The sequence below is a fragment of the Stella humosa genome, from assembly GCF_006738645.1.
Taxonomy (GTDB): domain Bacteria; phylum Pseudomonadota; class Alphaproteobacteria; order ATCC43930; family Allostellaceae; genus Allostella; species Allostella humosa.
In genome coordinates this window covers 493,219-508,966 of record NZ_AP019700.1, presented here as the reverse complement: position 1 = coordinate 508,966, position 15,748 = coordinate 493,219, and the positions used below count along the sequence as shown (strand labels likewise).

The following is a 15,748-nucleotide window of genomic DNA, read 5'->3' as shown; positions in this document are numbered from 1 at the left end:
CTGTGCTGAAGCCCCCGACATGACGGACCCGACCGCATGACCCAACGACCGCTGACCATTTCCGACTGGCGCCAGGCGACGGCCGCCGACCGCGCGGCCCATGCTGCCCGGCTGGACGACGCCGATCCGGCGATCTTCATCGCCCGCGGCCCGGCCGGCGGCGACGGCATCCCGCTGGCGGTCAAGGACAACATCGACGCCGCCGGGTTCGCCACCACGGCCGCCTGCCCCGCCTATGCCTACAAACCGGAGGCGTCGGCCACGGCCGTCGCCCGGCTGGAGGCGGCGGGTTTCCGGGTCGCCGGCAAGACCAACCTCGACCAGTTCGCGACCGGTCTCGTCGGCGTGCGCAGCCCCTATGGCGTGCCGGCCAACCCGTTCGACCCCGCCTGCATCCCGGGCGGCTCGTCCTCCGGCTCGGCCGTCGCGGTCGCCCGCGGGCTGGTGCCGGTGGCGCTCGGCACCGACACCGCCGGGTCGGGCCGGGTGCCGGCGATGATGAACAATATCGTCGGCCTGAAGCCCAGTCGCGGCCTTGTCCCGGCGACCGGCGTGGTGCCGGCCTGCCGCAGCCTGGACTGCGTCTCGATCTTCGCGCTGACGGTGCCGGACGCGCTGGCGGCCCTGGCTATCGCGGGCGGCCCGGACACGGTCGATCCCTTCTCCCGCGCGCTGCGCCAGCGCCTGCCGCGCCCGGGCGGCTGGCGCGTCGCCGTCCCCCATGCCGCGGCATTGCCCTGGTTCGGCGACGGCTTCGGCCCGGAATGGTGGGCGGCGGCGCTCGACCTGCTGCGCCGGACCGGTGCCACGGTCGAGGAGATCGACCCTGCCCCGTTCCTGGCGGCGGCCGCCCTGCTCTATGACGGCCCCTGGGTGGCCGAGCGCACGGCCGCGGTCGGCGACTTCATCGACGCCCACTGGGACGCGTGCGACCCCGTGGTGCGCGCCATCGTGCGCAGCGGCCGGGCGCGCAGCGCCACCGACACCTTTGCCGGCCTCTATCGGCTGGCCGCCATCGCGGCCGAGACCGCACCCACCTGGGACCGCTACGACGCGCTGATGGTGCCGACCGCCCCTCGTCACTGGACGCTGGCCGAGGTTGCGGCCGAGCCGGTCGCCCGCAACTCGGCACTCGGCACCTGGACCAACTTCGTGAACCTGCTCGACCTGGCCGCACTCGCCGTCCCGACCGGGTTCCATCGCAATGGCCTGCCGATCGGGGCCACCCTGATCGGCCCGACCGGCAGCGACCTGGCGCTGGCCGCCATCGGTGGCGTCGTGCACGCCCTGGCCGGCCTGCCCCTGGGGGCGACCGGCGCGGCGGCGGACCCGGCATCCCTGCGGCCGGCGCGCGCGTCCGGCCCGGGCGTCGAGGTGGCCGTGTTCGGCGCCCACCTGACCGGCGAGCCACGCAGCGCAGCGCTCATCGCGCTAGGCGCGGCGCCGGTGCGCACGATCCGCACGGCCAGCCGCTACCGCATGGTCCTGCTGGAAGGCGCGATGCCACGGCCGGGCCTGGTCCTGACCGAGCGCGACGGCGTCGCCATCGAGGGCGAGGTCTGGCTGGTGCCGGAGCCGGCGCTGCCGGGCCTGCTGGCCGAGGTGCGCGCGCCGCTGGCCCTGGGCCTGGTGGCACTCGACGACGGCAGCGAGGTGCGCGGCTTCGTCTGCGCGGCCGGCGGCGAGGCGGGCGCCCCCGACATCAGCCGGTTCGGCGGCTGGCGCGCCTGGCGCCAGGCGGCCGCGAAAACCCAGAGCCCGACGGTGTAGGGAGGAACGATGACGCGCGACGACGAGATGCTGGGCGGCTATGCCGCCGCCGCGGCTGCCCTGCTCGACCTGCCGGTGCCGACGGAACGCTGGCAGGGCGTGCTGGAGCATCTGGCCCTGGCCCGGCGCCTGGCCGGCGTCGTGGCCGAACATCCGCTGGGCGAGGCCGACGAGGCAGCGCCGGTGTTCCGGCCATGAGCGATCCGTCCGCCGCCGCCGGCGCCGCCGAGACCGCCGCCGCGGTGCGCAGGGGCGCCACGACCGCCCTGTCGGTCGTCGATGCCAGCCTGGCCCGGATCGCCGAGGCCCAGCCGATCCTCAACGCCTTCACCGCCGTGACCGCGGAGCGCGCCCGCGCGCGGGCCGCCACGATCGACCGGATGGTCGCGGAGGGCCGCGACCCGGGTCCGCTCGCCGGGGTCCCGTTCGCGGTCAAGAACCTGTTCGACATCGCCGGCCTGGCGACCCTGGCCGGCGCGCGGATCGAGGCGGACTCGCCCCCCTCATCAGCAGACTCGCCGCTGATCGCCCGCCTGGAAGCCGCCGGGGCGGTGCTGGTGGGCGCGCTCGGCATGGGCGAGTACGCCTACGACTTCACCGGCCGCAATGCCCATTACGGCCCGACGCGCAACCCGCACGACCCGGCGCGGATGACCGGCGGATCGTCCGGCGGCAGCGGCGGCGCGGTCGCGGCGGGCCTTGTGCCGCTGGCGCTTGGCAGCGACACCAACGGGTCGATCCGGGTGCCCTCGTCGCTGTGCGGCATCTTCGGCCTGAAGCCGACCTTCGGTCGCCTCACCCGGCGCGGGTCCTTCCCCTTCGTCGCCGCCTTCGATCATCTGGGGCCGTTCGCCCGGTCGGTGGCCGATCTGGCGGCCGCCTATGACGCGATGCAGGGGCCGGACGCGGACGACCCGTCCTGCGCCGGCCGCCCCGCCGAGCCAACGTCGGCTGCCCTGTCGGGCGACATCGACGGCCTGCGCATCGGCGTGCTGGACGGGCATTTCGAGACCTTCGCCGGGCCGGAAGCCCGGGATGCCGTCGATCGCGTCGCGACCGCGCTGGGCGCCGTGCGACGGGTAACGCTGGCCGAAGCCGGCAGGGCGCGGGCGGCGGCCTATGTCATCACCGCGGCCGAGGGCGGGGCGTTGCATCTCGACCGGCTGCGCCGCCGGGCCGATGATTTCGACCCCGAGACACGCGACCGGCTGACGGCGGGCGCCCTCATCCCCTCGGCCTGGGTCACCGCGGCCCAGCGCTTCCGCGGCGTCTTCCGCCGGCAGGTGGCCGATGCCATGGGCAAGGTCGACGTGCTGGTCGCCGCCGCCACCCCCTGCACCGCGCCCGGCGTCGACCAGCAGACGATGGAACTGGCCGGCGCCGTCGTGCCGGTGCGCGCCAACCTGGGCGTGCTGACGCAGCCGATCTCGTTCATCGGCCTGCCGGTCGTGGCCGTCCCCGTGGTACGGGCGGGCCTGCCGATCGGGGTGCAGATCATCGGCCGGCCTTGGCAGGAAGCGGCAATCCTGCGGGTGGCCGCGACCCTGGAGCGCATGGGCGTCGCCGGCGCGCCCGTCGCCAGCGGCTGGCGCGCCGCCGCGAGCTAGGATTCCGGCCGGAACAGGCCCGCCAGCCAATCGACGCCGGCGCGGACATGCGGCGCGCCGGCATCCTCGGGATGACCGACCAGCCATGCCTCCCGCTCAAGCTCGACCGGTTCGCCGACACGAACGAGGGCTGGAAAGGCCCGGGCCAGCAGGTCCGGCAGCAGCACGCGCACCAGGCCGCCCTCGGCCATGCGGGCAAGCGCCTCGAAGCGGTTGGCACGATGCTCGATGCCCTGAGCGCCGGCCGCCCGCGCCGTCCAGCGGCTTTCCGGCAGATGGGCCTGCTCGTCCGACAGGGCGGCCCAGGGCAGGCCGCCGGCATCGCGACCCCGGCCGGCATAGACCGCGTAGGTGACCGTGCCCAGCCGTTGCACGGCATCGTGCACCACGTCGGGCCGGCCAAGCCGCAGGGCCAGGTCGGCCTCGCGCCGGGCCATGCTGAGGTTGCGGTTGTCGGCCAGCAGTTCGACGCGCAGCCGCCGCCCGGCCAGCAGCCGCGGCAGGGCCGGCGCCAGCAGGTGGTCGACCAGGAACGCCACCGCCGTCACCCGCAGCACCCGGACGGGACCGCCGCCGCCCTGCTCGAACGCGGATTCCGCCGCGGCCAGCGCGCGTTCGGCCTGCTCCAGGCGCGGCAACAGGTCGAGACAGGCGGCGGTCGGCACCAGGCGCGCGCCCTGGCGCTCGAACAGCCGGAGCGCCAGCGAGGCTTCCAGCCGGCGCAGCCGGCGGGCGGCCGTGGTGGCATCCACCCCCAGCAGCGTCGCCGCCCCGGCCAGCGTGCCGGCGCGGGCCAGCAGCAGCACCGCGCGCCAGCCGTCCCAATCGATCATGCCGATACCGTCTTCATCCGGCATTTTTGCAGGGGCCGGCGCGAAAGTCGCCCCTTCTCCGGCGACGATGCAGCCCTATGCTGGCCGTTCGCCGAATCACCCTGAGGAACGACAGACGATGACCGCCGCCCGCACCCTGCTTCAGATGGCCGGGGCCGACGCCACGCCCGGCCCGCTTTCCACCGCCGCCGTCGTCGTCATCGATGCCCAGCGCGAATATCTCGACGGCCGCCTGCCCCTGCCGGGGGCCGCCCCGGCGCTGGAGGCCATGCAGCAGTTGCTGCGCCGGGCGCGCGCCGCCGGCGCCCCGATCATCCATGTGGCCCATCTGGGCAAGGCCGGCGGCCTGTTCGACCCGGACGGCCCGGGCGGCCAGATCGCCGACCAAGTGCGGCCCGAGCCGGGCGAGACGGTGATCACCAAGGGCCTGCCCAATGCCTTCGCCGGCACCGATCTGCAGTCGGCGCTGAAGGCGACGGGGCGGACCTCGCTGGTCGTGGCCGGCTTCATGACCCACATGTGCGTCAGCTCGACGGCCCGCGCGGCCCTCGACCTCGGCTACCGCACCACGGTCATCGCCGATGCGACCGCCACCCGCGCCCTGCCCGATCCGACCGGCGGCCCCGACCTCGACCCCCAGCAGCTCCAGCGTGCCTCGCTGGCCGAGCTGGCCGACCGCTTCGCGGTGGTGGCACCCCTGTCAGCCCTGGTCGACTGACCCGTCGCCCATCAGCAGCGCCACCCGGCGGCGCAGCTCCGGCAAGGCCTCGGCCGCGAACCATGGGTTCCGGTTGAGCCAGCCGGTGTTGCGCCAACTGGGGTGCGGCAGCGGGAAGAAGCGCGGCAGGTATTCCCGCCACGCCGCCACCGTCTCCGTCAGGGTCGGCCTGGCGCGGCGGCCCAGGTGCCAGCCCTGGGCCCAGCCGCCGACCAGCAGCACCAGTTCCACCGACGAGAACGCAGCCGCTACCCGTGGCTGCCACAGCGGGGCGCATTCGGGCCGCGGCGGCGCATCGCCCCCGCGCGGCAGGCGGCCCGGATAGCAGAAGCCCATGGGCGCGATGGCGATCCGTCGCTCGTCGTAGAAGGTCGCCCGGTCGACGCCCAGCCAGGCGCGCAGGCGGTCGCCGCTGGCATCGGTGAAGGAGATGCCCGACGCATGCACCTTGGTACCGGGCGCCTGGCTGGCGATCATCAGGCGCGCGCTGGCCAGCCCGCGCACGACCGGCCGGGGGCCGAGCGGCAAGTGGGCCGCGCACAAGCGGCAGGCCCGGATCTCGGCCAGCAGGCGATCCAGGTCCTCGCTCATCGGCGGAGGCTAGCCGGCGTCCAGCGGATACTCGGCCTCGGCCTGGTAGGATGCGCCAGCGCCGCCGAGCCAGCTCGAATAGAGCACCACCCGGTCGGCGACGAACGGCGGCGGCCGGAACAGCGCATGGCCGGCGATGAAGGCCTGCACCCGCGGCATCGCCGCCCGCTTGAGGCGCGCCAGGGTGATGTGGGGAGCGAACTTGCGTTTCTCATGCGGCTGACCGGCGCGGACGATGGCCGCCTCCACCCGCTCCTGGAGATGGACCAGCGCCGGCGTCCGCTCGACGGCGGCGTAGAGCAGGCGCGCGCGGTCGCCCTCGCCGAACTGTCCCATGCCCGCCACCTGGATCGCCACCGCCGGCGCCCGCAGCCCGGCCAGCGCCTCGTCGATGTCGCATGCCATGCCCTCGTCCACCTCGCCGATGAACCGCAGCGTCAGGTGGAGGTTCCCGGCCTCGACCCAGGTGGCGCCCTGGATGCCGCCGCCGAGTGCCGCCAGGGACCGGGCGAGATCAGGTGGAAGCGGGATGGCGACGAAGAGGCGGATCATCGGGGACCGTGGCGGCAGGCGGGCGAACCTAGCCGCGTAGGCCCGATTCTGTCACCGGCCTCGCCTTGGCAAGCATCCTGCGCTTGGCGTAGATCGCACGCTTGGCGTAGATACTGGCCCGACCCATGCGCATCGCCGTCGTCACCCCCTATGCGGACGAACCCCTGGAATGGCTGGCCCACGGGCATGCCAGCCTGCGCGAACAGGGCCACGCGGTGACGCATATCCTGGTGGCCGACGGGCGTCCGACGCCCGAGGCGGCCGCACTGGCCGACCAGCACATCGTCCTGCACCGCCGCCATGACGACGGCGGCAATGCCGGGCGCATGGCGGGCGGCCTGTCGGCGGCGTCCCAGCGCTTCGACGCCGTCACCTTCCTCGACCCGGCCGACTGGTTCCTGCCCGGCCATCTCTCAGCCCTGGCAGCCGCGGTCGCCGGCCGACGCGCCGAGGCCGCGACCGCGCGCCGACTGCTGCATCGCATCGACGGCACGCCGGCCGCGCCGTGCCGCGAGGTGGACGGGGTCCGCGCGGTCGATTCGAGCGGCATCCTGCTGCTGCCGCCTGCCTTTCCGGCGATCGCCATGTGGAGCCTGGCGCCGGCACCCGTCGCCGGCAACGCGGCCCAGGCGGTCCTGGCCTTCCTGCAGGGGCGCGGTCGCACGATCGCCGCGCCCGGACCGACGGCCGGCATCGCCAAGCGGGTCCGGGCGCGCGCCTTCAACGCCCCGTTCGGCCCCACCCGCTGGGATGCCTGGCTGACCGACGCCCAGCCGCCCTCGGCCGCCGCGGTCGGCCGCTGGTGGAACGCGCTGGAACCCGCCGCCCGCGACCGGGAGATCCGCCGAATGGGCCTGCAATGACCCGTCGCGTCGCCATCGTCACCCCCTATCACGGCGAGCCGCTGGCCTGGCTGGCCAAGGCCCATGCCAGCGTGCGCATGCAGACCCACCCTGCGACCCACATCCTGGTCGGCGACGGCAAGCCGGAAGCCGCCATCGATGCCTGGGACGCGCAGCACATCGTCCTGCCGGCCGGGCACCGCGACTGGGGCCATACGCCGCGCGCGATCGGCGCCCTGTCGGCCGCCGGCCAGGGCTTCGATGCGATCGGCTTCCTGGATGCCGACAACTGGCTCTATCCCGACCATGTCTCGAGCCTGCTGGCGGTGCAGGAGAAGAACGACCTGGAGGTCGCCTCGTCGCTGCGGGTCATGCACCATGTCGACGGCCGCCTGCTGCATCGCTGCCAGCTCGTCGACGGCATCGACACCTTCGACACCAACTGCCTGATGATCTTCCCGCCCGCCTACAGCGCGCTGTCGGTCTTCGCCCTGGTGCCGCCGCGAGTGCGCTACATCGCCGACCGCTGGGTGTCGATCTGGCTGAAGCGGCGCCAGCATCGCTTCGGCTCCTCGCGCATGGGCACGGTCGCCTATCGCGTTCGCTACAAGTATTTCTACGACACCTCGACCCTGCCAATGCCGACCGAGAACATCGTCGACCTGAAGATCCCGCACCCGCGCGAGTTGCGGCAATGGTGGCTGGCGCTGCCGCCCGACGAGCGCGACTTCCACATGCGGGTGATGGGGGCCAGCTAGGATCGGCCGACGCGCCGCGGCATCCGCCGTTGCCCCCGCAGGGCATATTGCCCTAGAGAGAAGGGGTCCCGGACAATGCAGGCACCATGCCCGACTCCGTCAATATCGCCCCCCCGACCGAGGCCGCGCGCACCGTCGCGCGCATCCTGATCGAGATCAAGGCCGTGCTGTTCCGCCCGGAACAGCCGTTCATCTTCACGTCCGGCCGCGCCAGCCCGGTCTATATCGACTGCCGCCGGATCATCTCGTTCCCGCGCGCGCGGCGCCGCATCATGGACCTGGCCGCGACCGCCATCGAGAACGAGATCGGCTTCGAGAACATCGACGCCGTGGCCGGCGGCGAGACCGCCGGCATCCCGTTCGCCGCCTGGCTGGCCGAGCGATTGATGCTGCCGATGCTCTATGTCCGCAAGAAGCCCAAGGGCTTCGGCCGCGACGCCCAGATCGAGGGCGCGCTGACCGAGGGCGCGCGCGTCCTGCTGGTGGAGGACCTGGCGACCGATGGCGGCAGCAAGCTCCACTTCGTCGAGGCGCTGCGCAAGGCCGGCGCAGAATGCGCGCATACCTTCGTCGTCTTCCACTACGGCATCTTCCCCGAGAGCGTGGCCAACCTGAAGGCCGAGGGTGTCGGCCTGCACGGGCTCTGCACCTGGTGGGACGTGCTGGCGACGGCCGAGGACGAAGGCTACTTCCCGCCCGAAACCACCCACGCGGTGCGGGCGTTCCTGGAGAAGCCGGTGGAGTGGTCGCTCGCCCACGGCGGCAAGCTGTAACCGTCCAGCCGGCGGACCCGGGGAGGAGCCGAAGCCATGTTCCGGATGCTGCTGGCCGCCACGCTGTCGGTAATGGCGATGGTGGCCGGACCCGCCGCGGCCGGCCCCGGGGCCAAGGACGAACTGGTGATCGGCATCACCCAGTTCCCCTCGACCCTGCATCCCAACATCGAGAGCATGCTGGCCAAGAGCTACGTGCTGGGCATGACCAGGCGGCCCTTCACCGTCTACGACAAGGACTGGAAGCTCGTCTGCCTGCTCTGCACCGAGCTGCCGACGATCGAGAACGGGCTGGCCAAGCCGGTCGACCTGCCGCCCGAAGAAGGCAAGACGCAAGGCAAGCGCGGGATCGAGGTCACCTACACCATCCAGCCCGGCGCCAAGTGGGGCGACGGGGTGCCGGTGACGACGCGCGACGTGGTCTTCACCTGGGAGGTCGGGCGCCACCCGATGAGCGGCGTCGCCTCGGCCGAGTTCTATCGCCGCGTCACCCGCATCGAAGTGAAGGACGAGCGCACCTTCACCTTCCATGTCGACAAGCTGTCGTTCGAGTTCGCCTCCATAGGCGGCTTCCAGCTGCTGCCGGCGCACCTGGAGCGCGAGGCCTTCGCCGACCCCGCGCAATACCGCTTCCGCACCCGCTTCGACACCGACCCGACCAATCCCGGCCTGCATTTCGGCCCCTATCGCATCGTCGAGGTGGCGACCGGCTCGCACATCGCGCTGGAGCGCAACCCGCACTGGTACGGCCCCAAGCCGCATTTCCGCCGGATCGTCGTGCGCGCGATCGAGAACACGGCCGCGCTGGAGGCCAACCTGCTGTCGGGTGCCGTCGACTATGTCGCGGGCGAGCTCGGCCTGTCGCTCGACCAGGGCATGGCGTTCGAGCAGCGCCACCGCGACCGCTATGCCGTGCAGTACAAGCCGGGGCTGGTGTACGAGCATATCGACGTCAACCTCGACAACCCGATCCTGGCCGACCGCCGGGTGCGCCAGGCCCTGCTGCTGGGCATCGACCGCGAGAAGCTGACCCAGACCCTGTTCGGCGGGCGCCAGCCGGTGGCGCGCGGCGCCATCCATCCGCTCGACTGGGTGCATGCCGACGACCTGCCGGCCTACGCCTTCGACCCCAAGCAGGCGGGCGCCCTGCTGGACGACGCCGGCTGGCCGCGCAAGGGCACGGGCATCCGCCAGAACGCGGCCGGCGACCGGCTGGCGCTGGAGCTGATGACGACGTCGGGCAACCGCGCGCGCGAGCTGGTGCAGCAGGTGCTGCAGAGCCAGTGGCGGCAGATCGGCGTCGAGGTGAAGCTGCGCAACGAGCCGCCGCGCGTCTTCTTCGGCGAGACGGTGTCCAAGCGCAAGTTCCCGGCCCTGGCCATGTTCGCCTGGCTGTCCTCGCCCGAGGGCGTGCCGCGCACGACGCTGCATTCGGACAGCATCCCCAGGCCCACCAACAACTTCGCCGGCCAGAACTATCCGGGCTATGCCGTGCCCGAGATGGACCGGCTGATCGAGCAGATCGAGGTCGAGCTGGACCGCGACCGGCGGCGCCAACTGTGGCACGCGCAGCAGCAGCTCTATGCCCGCGACCTGCCGGTGCTGCCGCTCTTCTTCCGCGCCGACCCGTTCGTGGTGCCGAAATGGCTGCAGGGCATCGAGCCGACCGGCCACCAGTATCCGACCACGCTGTGGGTCGAGAACTGGCGCGTCGCCGGGCCATGATCGGCGCCGTCGCGAAAAGGGCCGCGCGGGATTTGCGCCAAATCCGCCGCACCCGGCCGGCGTGAGCCGCTTCCTCGTCCATCGCCTGCTGCAGGCGGCCCTGCTGGTCGCCATGATGTCCTTCGTCTGCTACGCGCTGATCGGCCTGATGCCGGGCGATCCCATCGACCTGATGCTGTCGTCCGACCCGCGCCTGACGCCGGAGGACGCGATCCGGCTGAAGGCGATCCACGGCCTCGACCGGCCGATCGTCGAGCGCTACCTGGCCTGGCTCGCCAAGGCGCTGTCGGGCGAGTTCGGCTATTCCCGCCTCTATGCCCAGCCCGCCTCGGCGGTGCTGGGCCCCCGGCTGGCCAACACCGCCCTGCTGATGGGGGTCAGCCTGACGATGGCCGCCCTGATCGCGCTGCCGATCGCGGTCGCGGCCGCCGCGCGGGCGGGCAGTGGCTTCGACCGCGCGGTCAACGCGCTGTGCTTTGCCGGCATCTCGGTGCCGACCTTCTGGCTGGCGCTCGTCCTCATCATGATCTTCGCCGTGCAGCTCGGCTGGCTGCCGGCGGCCGGCCTGCCGATGGCGCGCGACCCCAGCCTGGTCGAGCGCGGGCGCCACCTGATTCTGCCGCTGGCGACACTGACCCTGGCCGCGATCGGCGGTCATGTCCGCTATGTCCGCGCGGCCATGATCGAGGCCCTGGGACAGGACTACATCCGCACCGCCCACGCCAAGGGCCTGCACCCGCGCCGGGTGCTGTGGCGCCATGCACTGCGCAACGCGCTGCTGCCCTACGTCACCGTGCTCGCGCTGGACTGCGGCGCCCTGGTCTCGGGCGCGCTCATCACCGAGACGATGTTCGGCTATCCCGGCATGGGCAAGCTGATCTTCGATGCCGTGATGGGCAACGACTACAACTTGGCCCTGCTGGCCCTGCTGCTGGTGACCGCGCTCACGGTCTTCTGCAACCTGCTGGCCGATCTCGCCTATGCGGCGCTCGACCCGCGGATCCGCCAGGGATGAGCACGGCCGCCATCATCGCCGCCCGGCTGCGCCAGCCGGGCTTCGCCCGCCGCCTGTGGCGCCGGCCGGGCGCCATGGCCAGCATCCTCGTCCTCGGCGTGCTGGCGGCGGGCGCGCTGCTGGCGCCGCTGATCGGCCGCCTGCTGGGCCAGGACCCCGAGATGGTGGACCTGCTGGCCCGGCTGGAAGGGCCATCATGGACCCATCCGCTCGGCACCGACGAACTGGGGCGGGACACGCTGGTGCGCCTGCTGCATGGCGGCCGGGTGTCGCTGCTGGTTGGGCTGGTGGGGGCGGTCGCCGCCGCCTCGCTCGGCACCGTCATCGGACTGCTGGCGGGCTATCTCGGCGGCCGGGTGGACGCCATCCTCATGCGCATCTGCGACGGGGTGATCGCGCTGCCGATGCTGCCGCTGCTGATCGTGCTGGCCGCCATCGACCTGGAGAAGCTGGGCATTCCGACCGCGGTCGCGACGGCCGAGGATGCCAGCGTCTACCGCATCGTGGCCCTGGTGGCACTGGCCGGCTGGACCGGCGTCGCGCGCCTGGTGCGGGCCAGCGTGCTGTCGCTGCGCGAGCGCGACTTCGTCACCGCCGCGGTCTCGATCGGCTGCGGCCCCTGGCGGATCATGCTGCGCCACCTGCTGCCCAACACCCTGTCGCCGATCCTGGTGGCGACCACGCTGTCGGTCGGCAGCGTGATCCTGGTCGAATCCGTGCTGAGCTTCCTGGGCCTCGGCATCCAGCCGCCGATGGCAAGCTGGGGCTCGATGCTGACCAACGCCCAGGAACTGGTGACGACCGCGCCCTTGCTGGCGATCTATCCGGGCCTGCTGATCTTCGCCACCGTCGTCGCCTGCAATGTGCTGGGCGATGCCTTGCAGGAGGCGATCGACCCGCAGCAGCGGCGTGGCGCGCGATGAAGAAGCCGGCCGTCGCCGCCGATGATGCCGCGGGCATCCGCCTGGCGCGCCAGGTGGCGGGGTTCCTGACCGCCGCCCGGACCGATACGCGCGCCCCCTATGCCGCCCGCGCCCTGCACCGGGCGTTCGAGGCGATGGCCCCGCGCGAGCCGGTCGCCTGCCGCGCCGGCTGCAATTATTGCTGCCACCAGGTGGTGTCGGCGCGCGCGCCCGAGATCTTCCTGCTCGCGCGGGCGATCCGCGCCCTGCCGGCGGCCGATGCCGACCGGCTGTCGGCCCGCATCGCCGACATGGCCGCCGCCACCGCCGGCATGGACGTGGCCGAGCGCCATCGCCGCAACCTCGCCTGCCCGATCCTGGAGGATGGCCGTTGCCGGCTCTATGCCGACCGGCCACTCGCCTGCCGCGCCTTCGCGTCGACCGATGTCGAGGCCTGCGCCCGCGCCTTCGCGCACGAGCCGATCCCCATCCCCGTACCGCGATCGGCCATGGCCGTGCGCACCCTCGTCACCCGCGCCGGCGAGGCGGCATCGCGCGCCGCCCGGCTGCCCGACGACCAGTACGAACTGGTGGCCGCGCTGGCCATCGTCCTGGCGCGGGCGGACGCAGAGGCCGAATGGCTGGCCGGCGCCGACCTGCTGGCCCCGGCCGCCGCCCGCAAGCTCGTGCCCGGCCGGGCCTAGACTTCTATCGGGGGTGCCAGCCGGCCCAGGTTGGCCGCGATGGCAGCGGCCGTCGGCATCGCGGCGACGGCACCGGCCGCCATGCAGGCAAGGCCGCCGCCGACGCTGGCCGCATGCAGCGCGCGCGGCAGGTCGTCGCCGGCATCGAGGCGGGCCGCCAGCACGCCCACGAAGGCATCGCCCGCCCCCACCGTATCGACCGGCCGGATGGGCAGCACGCCCACCTGCCAGCACCGCCCGCCGACGAAAGCCAGCGCCCCCTCGCCGCCACGGGTGACGATCGCGGTGGCGCCGGGGGCCGCCGACAGGCGGCGGCCGGCGCGCGCCATGTCGACCTCGCCCGTCAGCATGGCGGCCTCGATCTCGTTGACGATGACGATGTCGACCGCCGCCAGCGCGTTGGCTGGAAGGGTGGCCGCGGGTGCTGCGTTGAGGATGACGCGGGCGCCACGGGCCCGCGCCCGAACGGCCAGCGCCAGGGTTTCGGCGACCGGGACCTCCAGTTGCAGCACCACCGTGGTGCCGGGCCCCAGCGCCGCATCGGGCACCTGGTCGGCCCGCGCCTCGCGGTTGGCGCCGCTGCCGACCAGGATCAGGTTCGCGCCGTCTGCTGCCACCGCAATGGCGGCACAGCCGGTCGGCAGGTCGCCCGCCAGCACGCCATCGGCAGCGATGCCCTCCTCGGCCAAGGTCCGGCGCAGCATCGCCCCGAAGCTGTCGTCGCCCAACCGGCCATGCATCGCCGTGGCGGCACCCGCGCGCGCGGCCGCGACCGCCTGGTTGAGGCCCTTGCCACCGGGGCCGGGGACATATCCCGGCGCCAGCACCGTCTCACCGGCCGCCGGCAGATGGGGCAGGGCGAACGACAAGTCGACGTTGAGCGAGCCGAAAACGAGGATCATTCGAGGTCCGGAATTATGGTGGCGCCGTTGGCGCCAAATGGTCGGACGAGACGGGTCAGGCGAGACCGCCATCGACGAAGACGGCGTCGCGGCCGGCGCGCTTGGCCTCGTACAGCATCGCGTCGGCCGCGGCGATCAGTTCGTTGATCTCGCCATGCCGGCGGCTGGAGGCGATGCCGGCGCTGAAGGTGACGCGGAACGGCCGGCCGTTGTCCTCGAAGAGCTGCTGCCCGAACGCGCGCCGGACCTGGTCGATGGCGCTGAAGGCTGCGGCTGGCTGGGTATCGAGCAGGATCGCGCCGAACTCCTCGCCGCCATAGCGGCCGACCAGGTCGATCTTGCGCAGGCGACCGCGCAGGGTGCGGGCCAGGCCACGGATCACCCGGTCGCCGGCCAGGTGGCCGTAGGTGTCGTTCACCACCTTGAAGAGATCCAGGTCGATCAGCGCCAGGCTGATCTCGCTGCCGGTGCGGCGGCAGCGCTCCAGCTCGAGCTGCAGCTTGTCCTTGAACCGGCCGTGGTTCAGCAGGCCGGTCAGGCTGTCATGCTCCATCGCCGAGCGCAGCGCCCGGGCGCGCTCGGCGCGCAGCCGCACCAGCCGCACCAGGCGCTCGAAATCGACCGGCTTGGTGATGAAGTCGTCGCCGCCCGAGCGGCGCGCCAGCAACTGGCGGTCGGCATCGCGCTCAGCCGACAGAAATACGATCGGCAGCGACAGGTAGCGGCGGCTCTGGCGGATCACCTGGGCCAGCTCGATGCCGCTGATGCCCGGCATCTGCACGTCCATCAGGACGAGGTCGGGAAACTGGGCGCCGATCATGCCGGGTGCCAGGGCCGGGTTCGTGGTGACGCTCACCAGCATGCCCGCGCGCTCCAGCGCGGTTGCGTAAGCCCTGGCCATCAGCTCGTCGTCGTCGACGATCAGCACCGAATAGGGTGCCTCGCTGCTGCTGCCGACGAAGCTGTTGAGCCAGTCGGCCAGCTCGGCCGTGTCGATGGGGCGCGGCATGACGACGTCGATGCCGCTGCGCGTGGCTGCCAGGCGGACATCGAGATCGACCCGGTCGGCGATCAGGATGGTGGGACCGCGTCCGAGCAGCGGGTCGATACGCACCATGTCGACCCGCTTGGCCGCATCGACGACGACCGCGGCGGCCTGCGCCGGCAGGACCGCCGACTGCTCCATCGCCACCGGGACGACGGCAAAACCCAGCCCGGCGACGAGTTCGGCCAGCGGGTCGAGGCGATCGGATGGTGCCACGACACAGACGCCATGGCCCTGTGTCGGCGCCGCCTCGCTATCCGAAAGCGCGAAGCGGCTGCCCGACGGCCCGCGTGCCAGCGCCGACTGCAACGCCGCCGCCAGCCGCCCCACCTGCGCCAATGCGTCGCCGATCGGGCTTTCCGCCTGGGCCAGCCCGGAGAGGACGGCTTCGAGCGACGCCGCCACGCGCGACACATGGGGGAAACCAAAGGTGCCACCCGATCCAGCAAGCTTGTGCGCCAGCGCTGCGGCAGAATCCGCATCTGCCCTGGCACCTGGACCCCAGTCGGTGCGCTGCGACAGGGTGGTGGCGACGGCGCCTAGCGCCGCCACCCGCTCGCCAATCCCCGCAGCGCCGGCATCCGCCAGCCGCTGGATGGCCGCTCGGCGGGCATCCTCATCCATCGCGCCGATCCCATATCGCCCGTATCGTATCCGACAGCACCATCGGGTCGAACGGCTTGGAGATGACGTCGATCGCCCCCAGGTCGCGGTAGCGCTGGACCTCGTGGGGCTGCACCTTGGCCGTCATGAAGACCGCGGGCGTCTCGGCCGTGATGGGCAGGGCGCGCAGGCCGGCCAGCGTCGTCGGCCCGTCCATCCCCGGCATCATCACGTCGAGCAGCAGGAGCTGGGGGGCGAAGGCCGGTGCCGCAGCCAGCGCATCGGCACCGGATTCGCAGTCGTTCACCGAGAAGCCGCCGAGATTCTCCAGCGCGAACTTGCAGATCGTGCGGATATCGGCGTCGTCCTCGACATAGAGGATCCGGACGAGGGGTTCTGGCGCCATCG

17 protein-coding genes are annotated in these 15,748 nt (G+C 72.7%); 11 read left to right on the top strand and 6 right to left on the bottom strand.

Features of this window, described 5'->3' with window-relative positions; translation table 11 throughout:
• Positions 1-36 precede the first annotated feature (36 nt).
• From atzF to STVA_RS02370, 3 genes are read left to right on the top strand one after another with little or no spacing between them, the layout of a single operon-like run.
• Complete coding sequence (gene atzF / locus STVA_RS02380) at positions 37-1,770, top strand: allophanate hydrolase (protein ID WP_123694566.1); 1,734 nt, start codon at positions 37-39, stop codon at positions 1,768-1,770.
• Between the two features lie 9 nt (positions 1,771-1,779).
• Positions 1,780-1,968, top strand: coding sequence for a DUF4089 domain-containing protein (locus STVA_RS02375; protein ID WP_123694568.1), 189 nt, complete (start codon positions 1,780-1,782; stop codon positions 1,966-1,968).
• A complete protein-coding gene (locus STVA_RS02370; protein WP_123694570.1) occupies positions 1,965-3,377 on the top strand; it encodes an AtzE family amidohydrolase in 1,413 nt (470 codons plus the stop codon). Before STVA_RS02375 ends, STVA_RS02370 begins: the two co-directional genes overlap by 4 nt.
• Here the strand turns inward: STVA_RS02370 and STVA_RS02365 are convergent.
• Positions 3,374-4,210 (bottom strand): LysR family transcriptional regulator, encoded by an 837-nt coding sequence (locus STVA_RS02365; protein ID WP_123694701.1) that lies wholly within the window; start codon positions 4,208-4,210, stop codon positions 3,374-3,376. The two genes, STVA_RS02370 and STVA_RS02365, sit on opposite strands and share 4 nt — an antisense overlap.
• 118 nt (positions 4,211-4,328) lie before the next feature.
• Between STVA_RS02365 and STVA_RS02360 the strand changes: the two genes are divergently transcribed.
• Positions 4,329-4,928 (top strand): cysteine hydrolase family protein, encoded by a 600-nt coding sequence (locus STVA_RS02360; protein ID WP_123694572.1) that lies wholly within the window; start codon positions 4,329-4,331, stop codon positions 4,926-4,928.
• Here the strand turns inward: STVA_RS02360 and STVA_RS02355 are convergent.
• Complete coding sequence (locus tag STVA_RS02355) at positions 4,911-5,519, bottom strand: uracil-DNA glycosylase family protein (RefSeq protein WP_123694574.1); 609 nt, start codon at positions 5,517-5,519, stop codon at positions 4,911-4,913. The two genes, STVA_RS02360 and STVA_RS02355, sit on opposite strands and share 18 nt — an antisense overlap.
• Before the next feature lie 9 nt (positions 5,520-5,528).
• Positions 5,529-6,071 (bottom strand): RNA 2',3'-cyclic phosphodiesterase, encoded by a 543-nt coding sequence (thpR, locus tag STVA_RS02350; RefSeq protein WP_123694576.1) that lies wholly within the window; start codon positions 6,069-6,071, stop codon positions 5,529-5,531.
• A 125-nt stretch (positions 6,072-6,196) separates the two neighbouring features.
• Between thpR and STVA_RS02345 the strand changes: the two genes are divergently transcribed.
• From STVA_RS02345 to STVA_RS02315, 7 genes are all read left to right on the top strand, one after another.
• Complete coding sequence (locus STVA_RS02345) at positions 6,197-6,934, top strand: glycosyltransferase (protein WP_123694578.1); 738 nt, start codon at positions 6,197-6,199, stop codon at positions 6,932-6,934.
• Positions 6,931-7,671 carry a glycosyltransferase gene (locus STVA_RS02340; protein WP_123694580.1) on the top strand — a complete coding sequence of 247 codons (741 nt, stop codon included), beginning with the start codon at positions 6,931-6,933 and terminating at the stop codon, positions 7,669-7,671. The genes STVA_RS02345 and STVA_RS02340 overlap by 4 nt, the downstream gene beginning before the upstream one ends.
• An 86-nt stretch (positions 7,672-7,757) precedes the next feature.
• The gene (locus STVA_RS02335; protein WP_123694582.1) at positions 7,758-8,444 is read left to right on the top strand and encodes an orotate phosphoribosyltransferase; all 687 of its coding nucleotides are present in this window, start codon (positions 7,758-7,760) and stop codon (positions 8,442-8,444) included.
• A 36-nt stretch (positions 8,445-8,480) separates the two neighbouring features.
• Positions 8,481-10,169, top strand: coding sequence for a peptide ABC transporter substrate-binding protein (locus STVA_RS02330; protein WP_123694584.1), 1,689 nt, complete (start codon positions 8,481-8,483; stop codon positions 10,167-10,169).
• 61 nt (positions 10,170-10,230) lie between these two features.
• Positions 10,231-11,184, top strand: coding sequence for an ABC transporter permease (locus STVA_RS02325; protein ID WP_123694586.1), 954 nt, complete (start codon positions 10,231-10,233; stop codon positions 11,182-11,184).
• Positions 11,181-12,107: an ABC transporter permease gene (locus STVA_RS02320; RefSeq protein ID WP_123694588.1), complete on the top strand. Its 927-nt coding sequence runs from the start codon at positions 11,181-11,183 to the stop codon at positions 12,105-12,107. Before STVA_RS02325 ends, STVA_RS02320 begins: the two co-directional genes overlap by 4 nt.
• A complete protein-coding gene (locus tag STVA_RS02315; RefSeq protein WP_123694590.1) occupies positions 12,104-12,790 on the top strand; it encodes a YkgJ family cysteine cluster protein in 687 nt (228 codons plus the stop codon). Before STVA_RS02320 ends, STVA_RS02315 begins: the two co-directional genes overlap by 4 nt.
• On the opposite strand, the gene STVA_RS02310 is transcribed toward STVA_RS02315, so the two are convergent.
• From STVA_RS02310 to STVA_RS02300, 3 genes are read right to left on the bottom strand one after another with little or no spacing between them, the layout of a single operon-like run.
• Complete coding sequence (locus STVA_RS02310; protein ID WP_123694592.1) at positions 12,787-13,692, bottom strand: PfkB family carbohydrate kinase; 906 nt, start codon at positions 13,690-13,692, stop codon at positions 12,787-12,789. The genes STVA_RS02315 and STVA_RS02310 overlap by 4 nt on opposite strands.
• A gap of 55 nt (positions 13,693-13,747) precedes the next feature.
• Positions 13,748-15,361, bottom strand: a complete 1,614-nt coding sequence (locus STVA_RS02305) for a GGDEF domain-containing protein (RefSeq protein ID WP_123694594.1) — start codon at positions 15,359-15,361, stop codon at positions 13,748-13,750.
• On the bottom strand, positions 15,354-15,746 hold the full coding sequence (locus STVA_RS02300; RefSeq protein ID WP_123694596.1) for a response regulator: 393 nt from the start codon (positions 15,744-15,746) through the stop codon (positions 15,354-15,356). Before STVA_RS02300 ends, STVA_RS02305 begins: the two co-directional genes overlap by 8 nt.
• Positions 15,747-15,748: the final 2 nt, after the last annotated feature.

What these genes read in the sequence shown, in the direction of transcription:
- STVA_RS02330 (WP_123694584.1), top strand. Translation starts at nt 8,481, where the DNA reads ATGTTCCGGATGCTGCTGGCCGCCACGCTGTCGGTAATGGCGATGGTG.
- STVA_RS02365 (WP_123694701.1), bottom strand. Translation starts at nt 4,210, where the DNA reads ATGATCGATTGGGACGGCTGGCGCGCGGTGCTGCTGCTGGCCCGCGCC.
- STVA_RS02355 (WP_123694574.1), bottom strand. Translation starts at nt 5,519, where the DNA reads ATGAGCGAGGACCTGGATCGCCTGCTGGCCGAGATCCGGGCCTGCCGC.
- STVA_RS02300 (WP_123694596.1), bottom strand. Translation starts at nt 15,746, where the DNA reads ATGGCGCCAGAACCCCTCGTCCGGATCCTCTATGTCGAGGACGACGCC.
- STVA_RS02305 (WP_123694594.1), bottom strand. Translation starts at nt 15,361, where the DNA reads ATGGATGAGGATGCCCGCCGAGCGGCCATCCAGCGGCTGGCGGATGCC.
- STVA_RS02345 (WP_123694578.1), top strand. Translation starts at nt 6,197, where the DNA reads ATGCGCATCGCCGTCGTCACCCCCTATGCGGACGAACCCCTGGAATGG.
- STVA_RS02315 (WP_123694590.1), top strand. Translation starts at nt 12,104, where the DNA reads ATGAAGAAGCCGGCCGTCGCCGCCGATGATGCCGCGGGCATCCGCCTG.
- thpR (WP_123694576.1), bottom strand. Translation starts at nt 6,071, where the DNA reads ATGATCCGCCTCTTCGTCGCCATCCCGCTTCCACCTGATCTCGCCCGG.
- atzF (WP_123694566.1), top strand. Translation starts at nt 37, where the DNA reads ATGACCCAACGACCGCTGACCATTTCCGACTGGCGCCAGGCGACGGCC.
- STVA_RS02370 (WP_123694570.1), top strand. Translation starts at nt 1,965, where the DNA reads ATGAGCGATCCGTCCGCCGCCGCCGGCGCCGCCGAGACCGCCGCCGCG.
- STVA_RS02335 (WP_123694582.1), top strand. Translation starts at nt 7,758, where the DNA reads ATGCCCGACTCCGTCAATATCGCCCCCCCGACCGAGGCCGCGCGCACC.
- STVA_RS02360 (WP_123694572.1), top strand. Translation starts at nt 4,329, where the DNA reads ATGACCGCCGCCCGCACCCTGCTTCAGATGGCCGGGGCCGACGCCACG.
- STVA_RS02375 (WP_123694568.1), top strand. Translation starts at nt 1,780, where the DNA reads ATGACGCGCGACGACGAGATGCTGGGCGGCTATGCCGCCGCCGCGGCT.
- STVA_RS02310 (WP_123694592.1), bottom strand. Translation starts at nt 13,692, where the DNA reads ATGATCCTCGTTTTCGGCTCGCTCAACGTCGACTTGTCGTTCGCCCTG.
- STVA_RS02340 (WP_123694580.1), top strand. Translation starts at nt 6,931, where the DNA reads ATGACCCGTCGCGTCGCCATCGTCACCCCCTATCACGGCGAGCCGCTG.
- STVA_RS02320 (WP_123694588.1), top strand. Translation starts at nt 11,181, where the DNA reads ATGAGCACGGCCGCCATCATCGCCGCCCGGCTGCGCCAGCCGGGCTTC.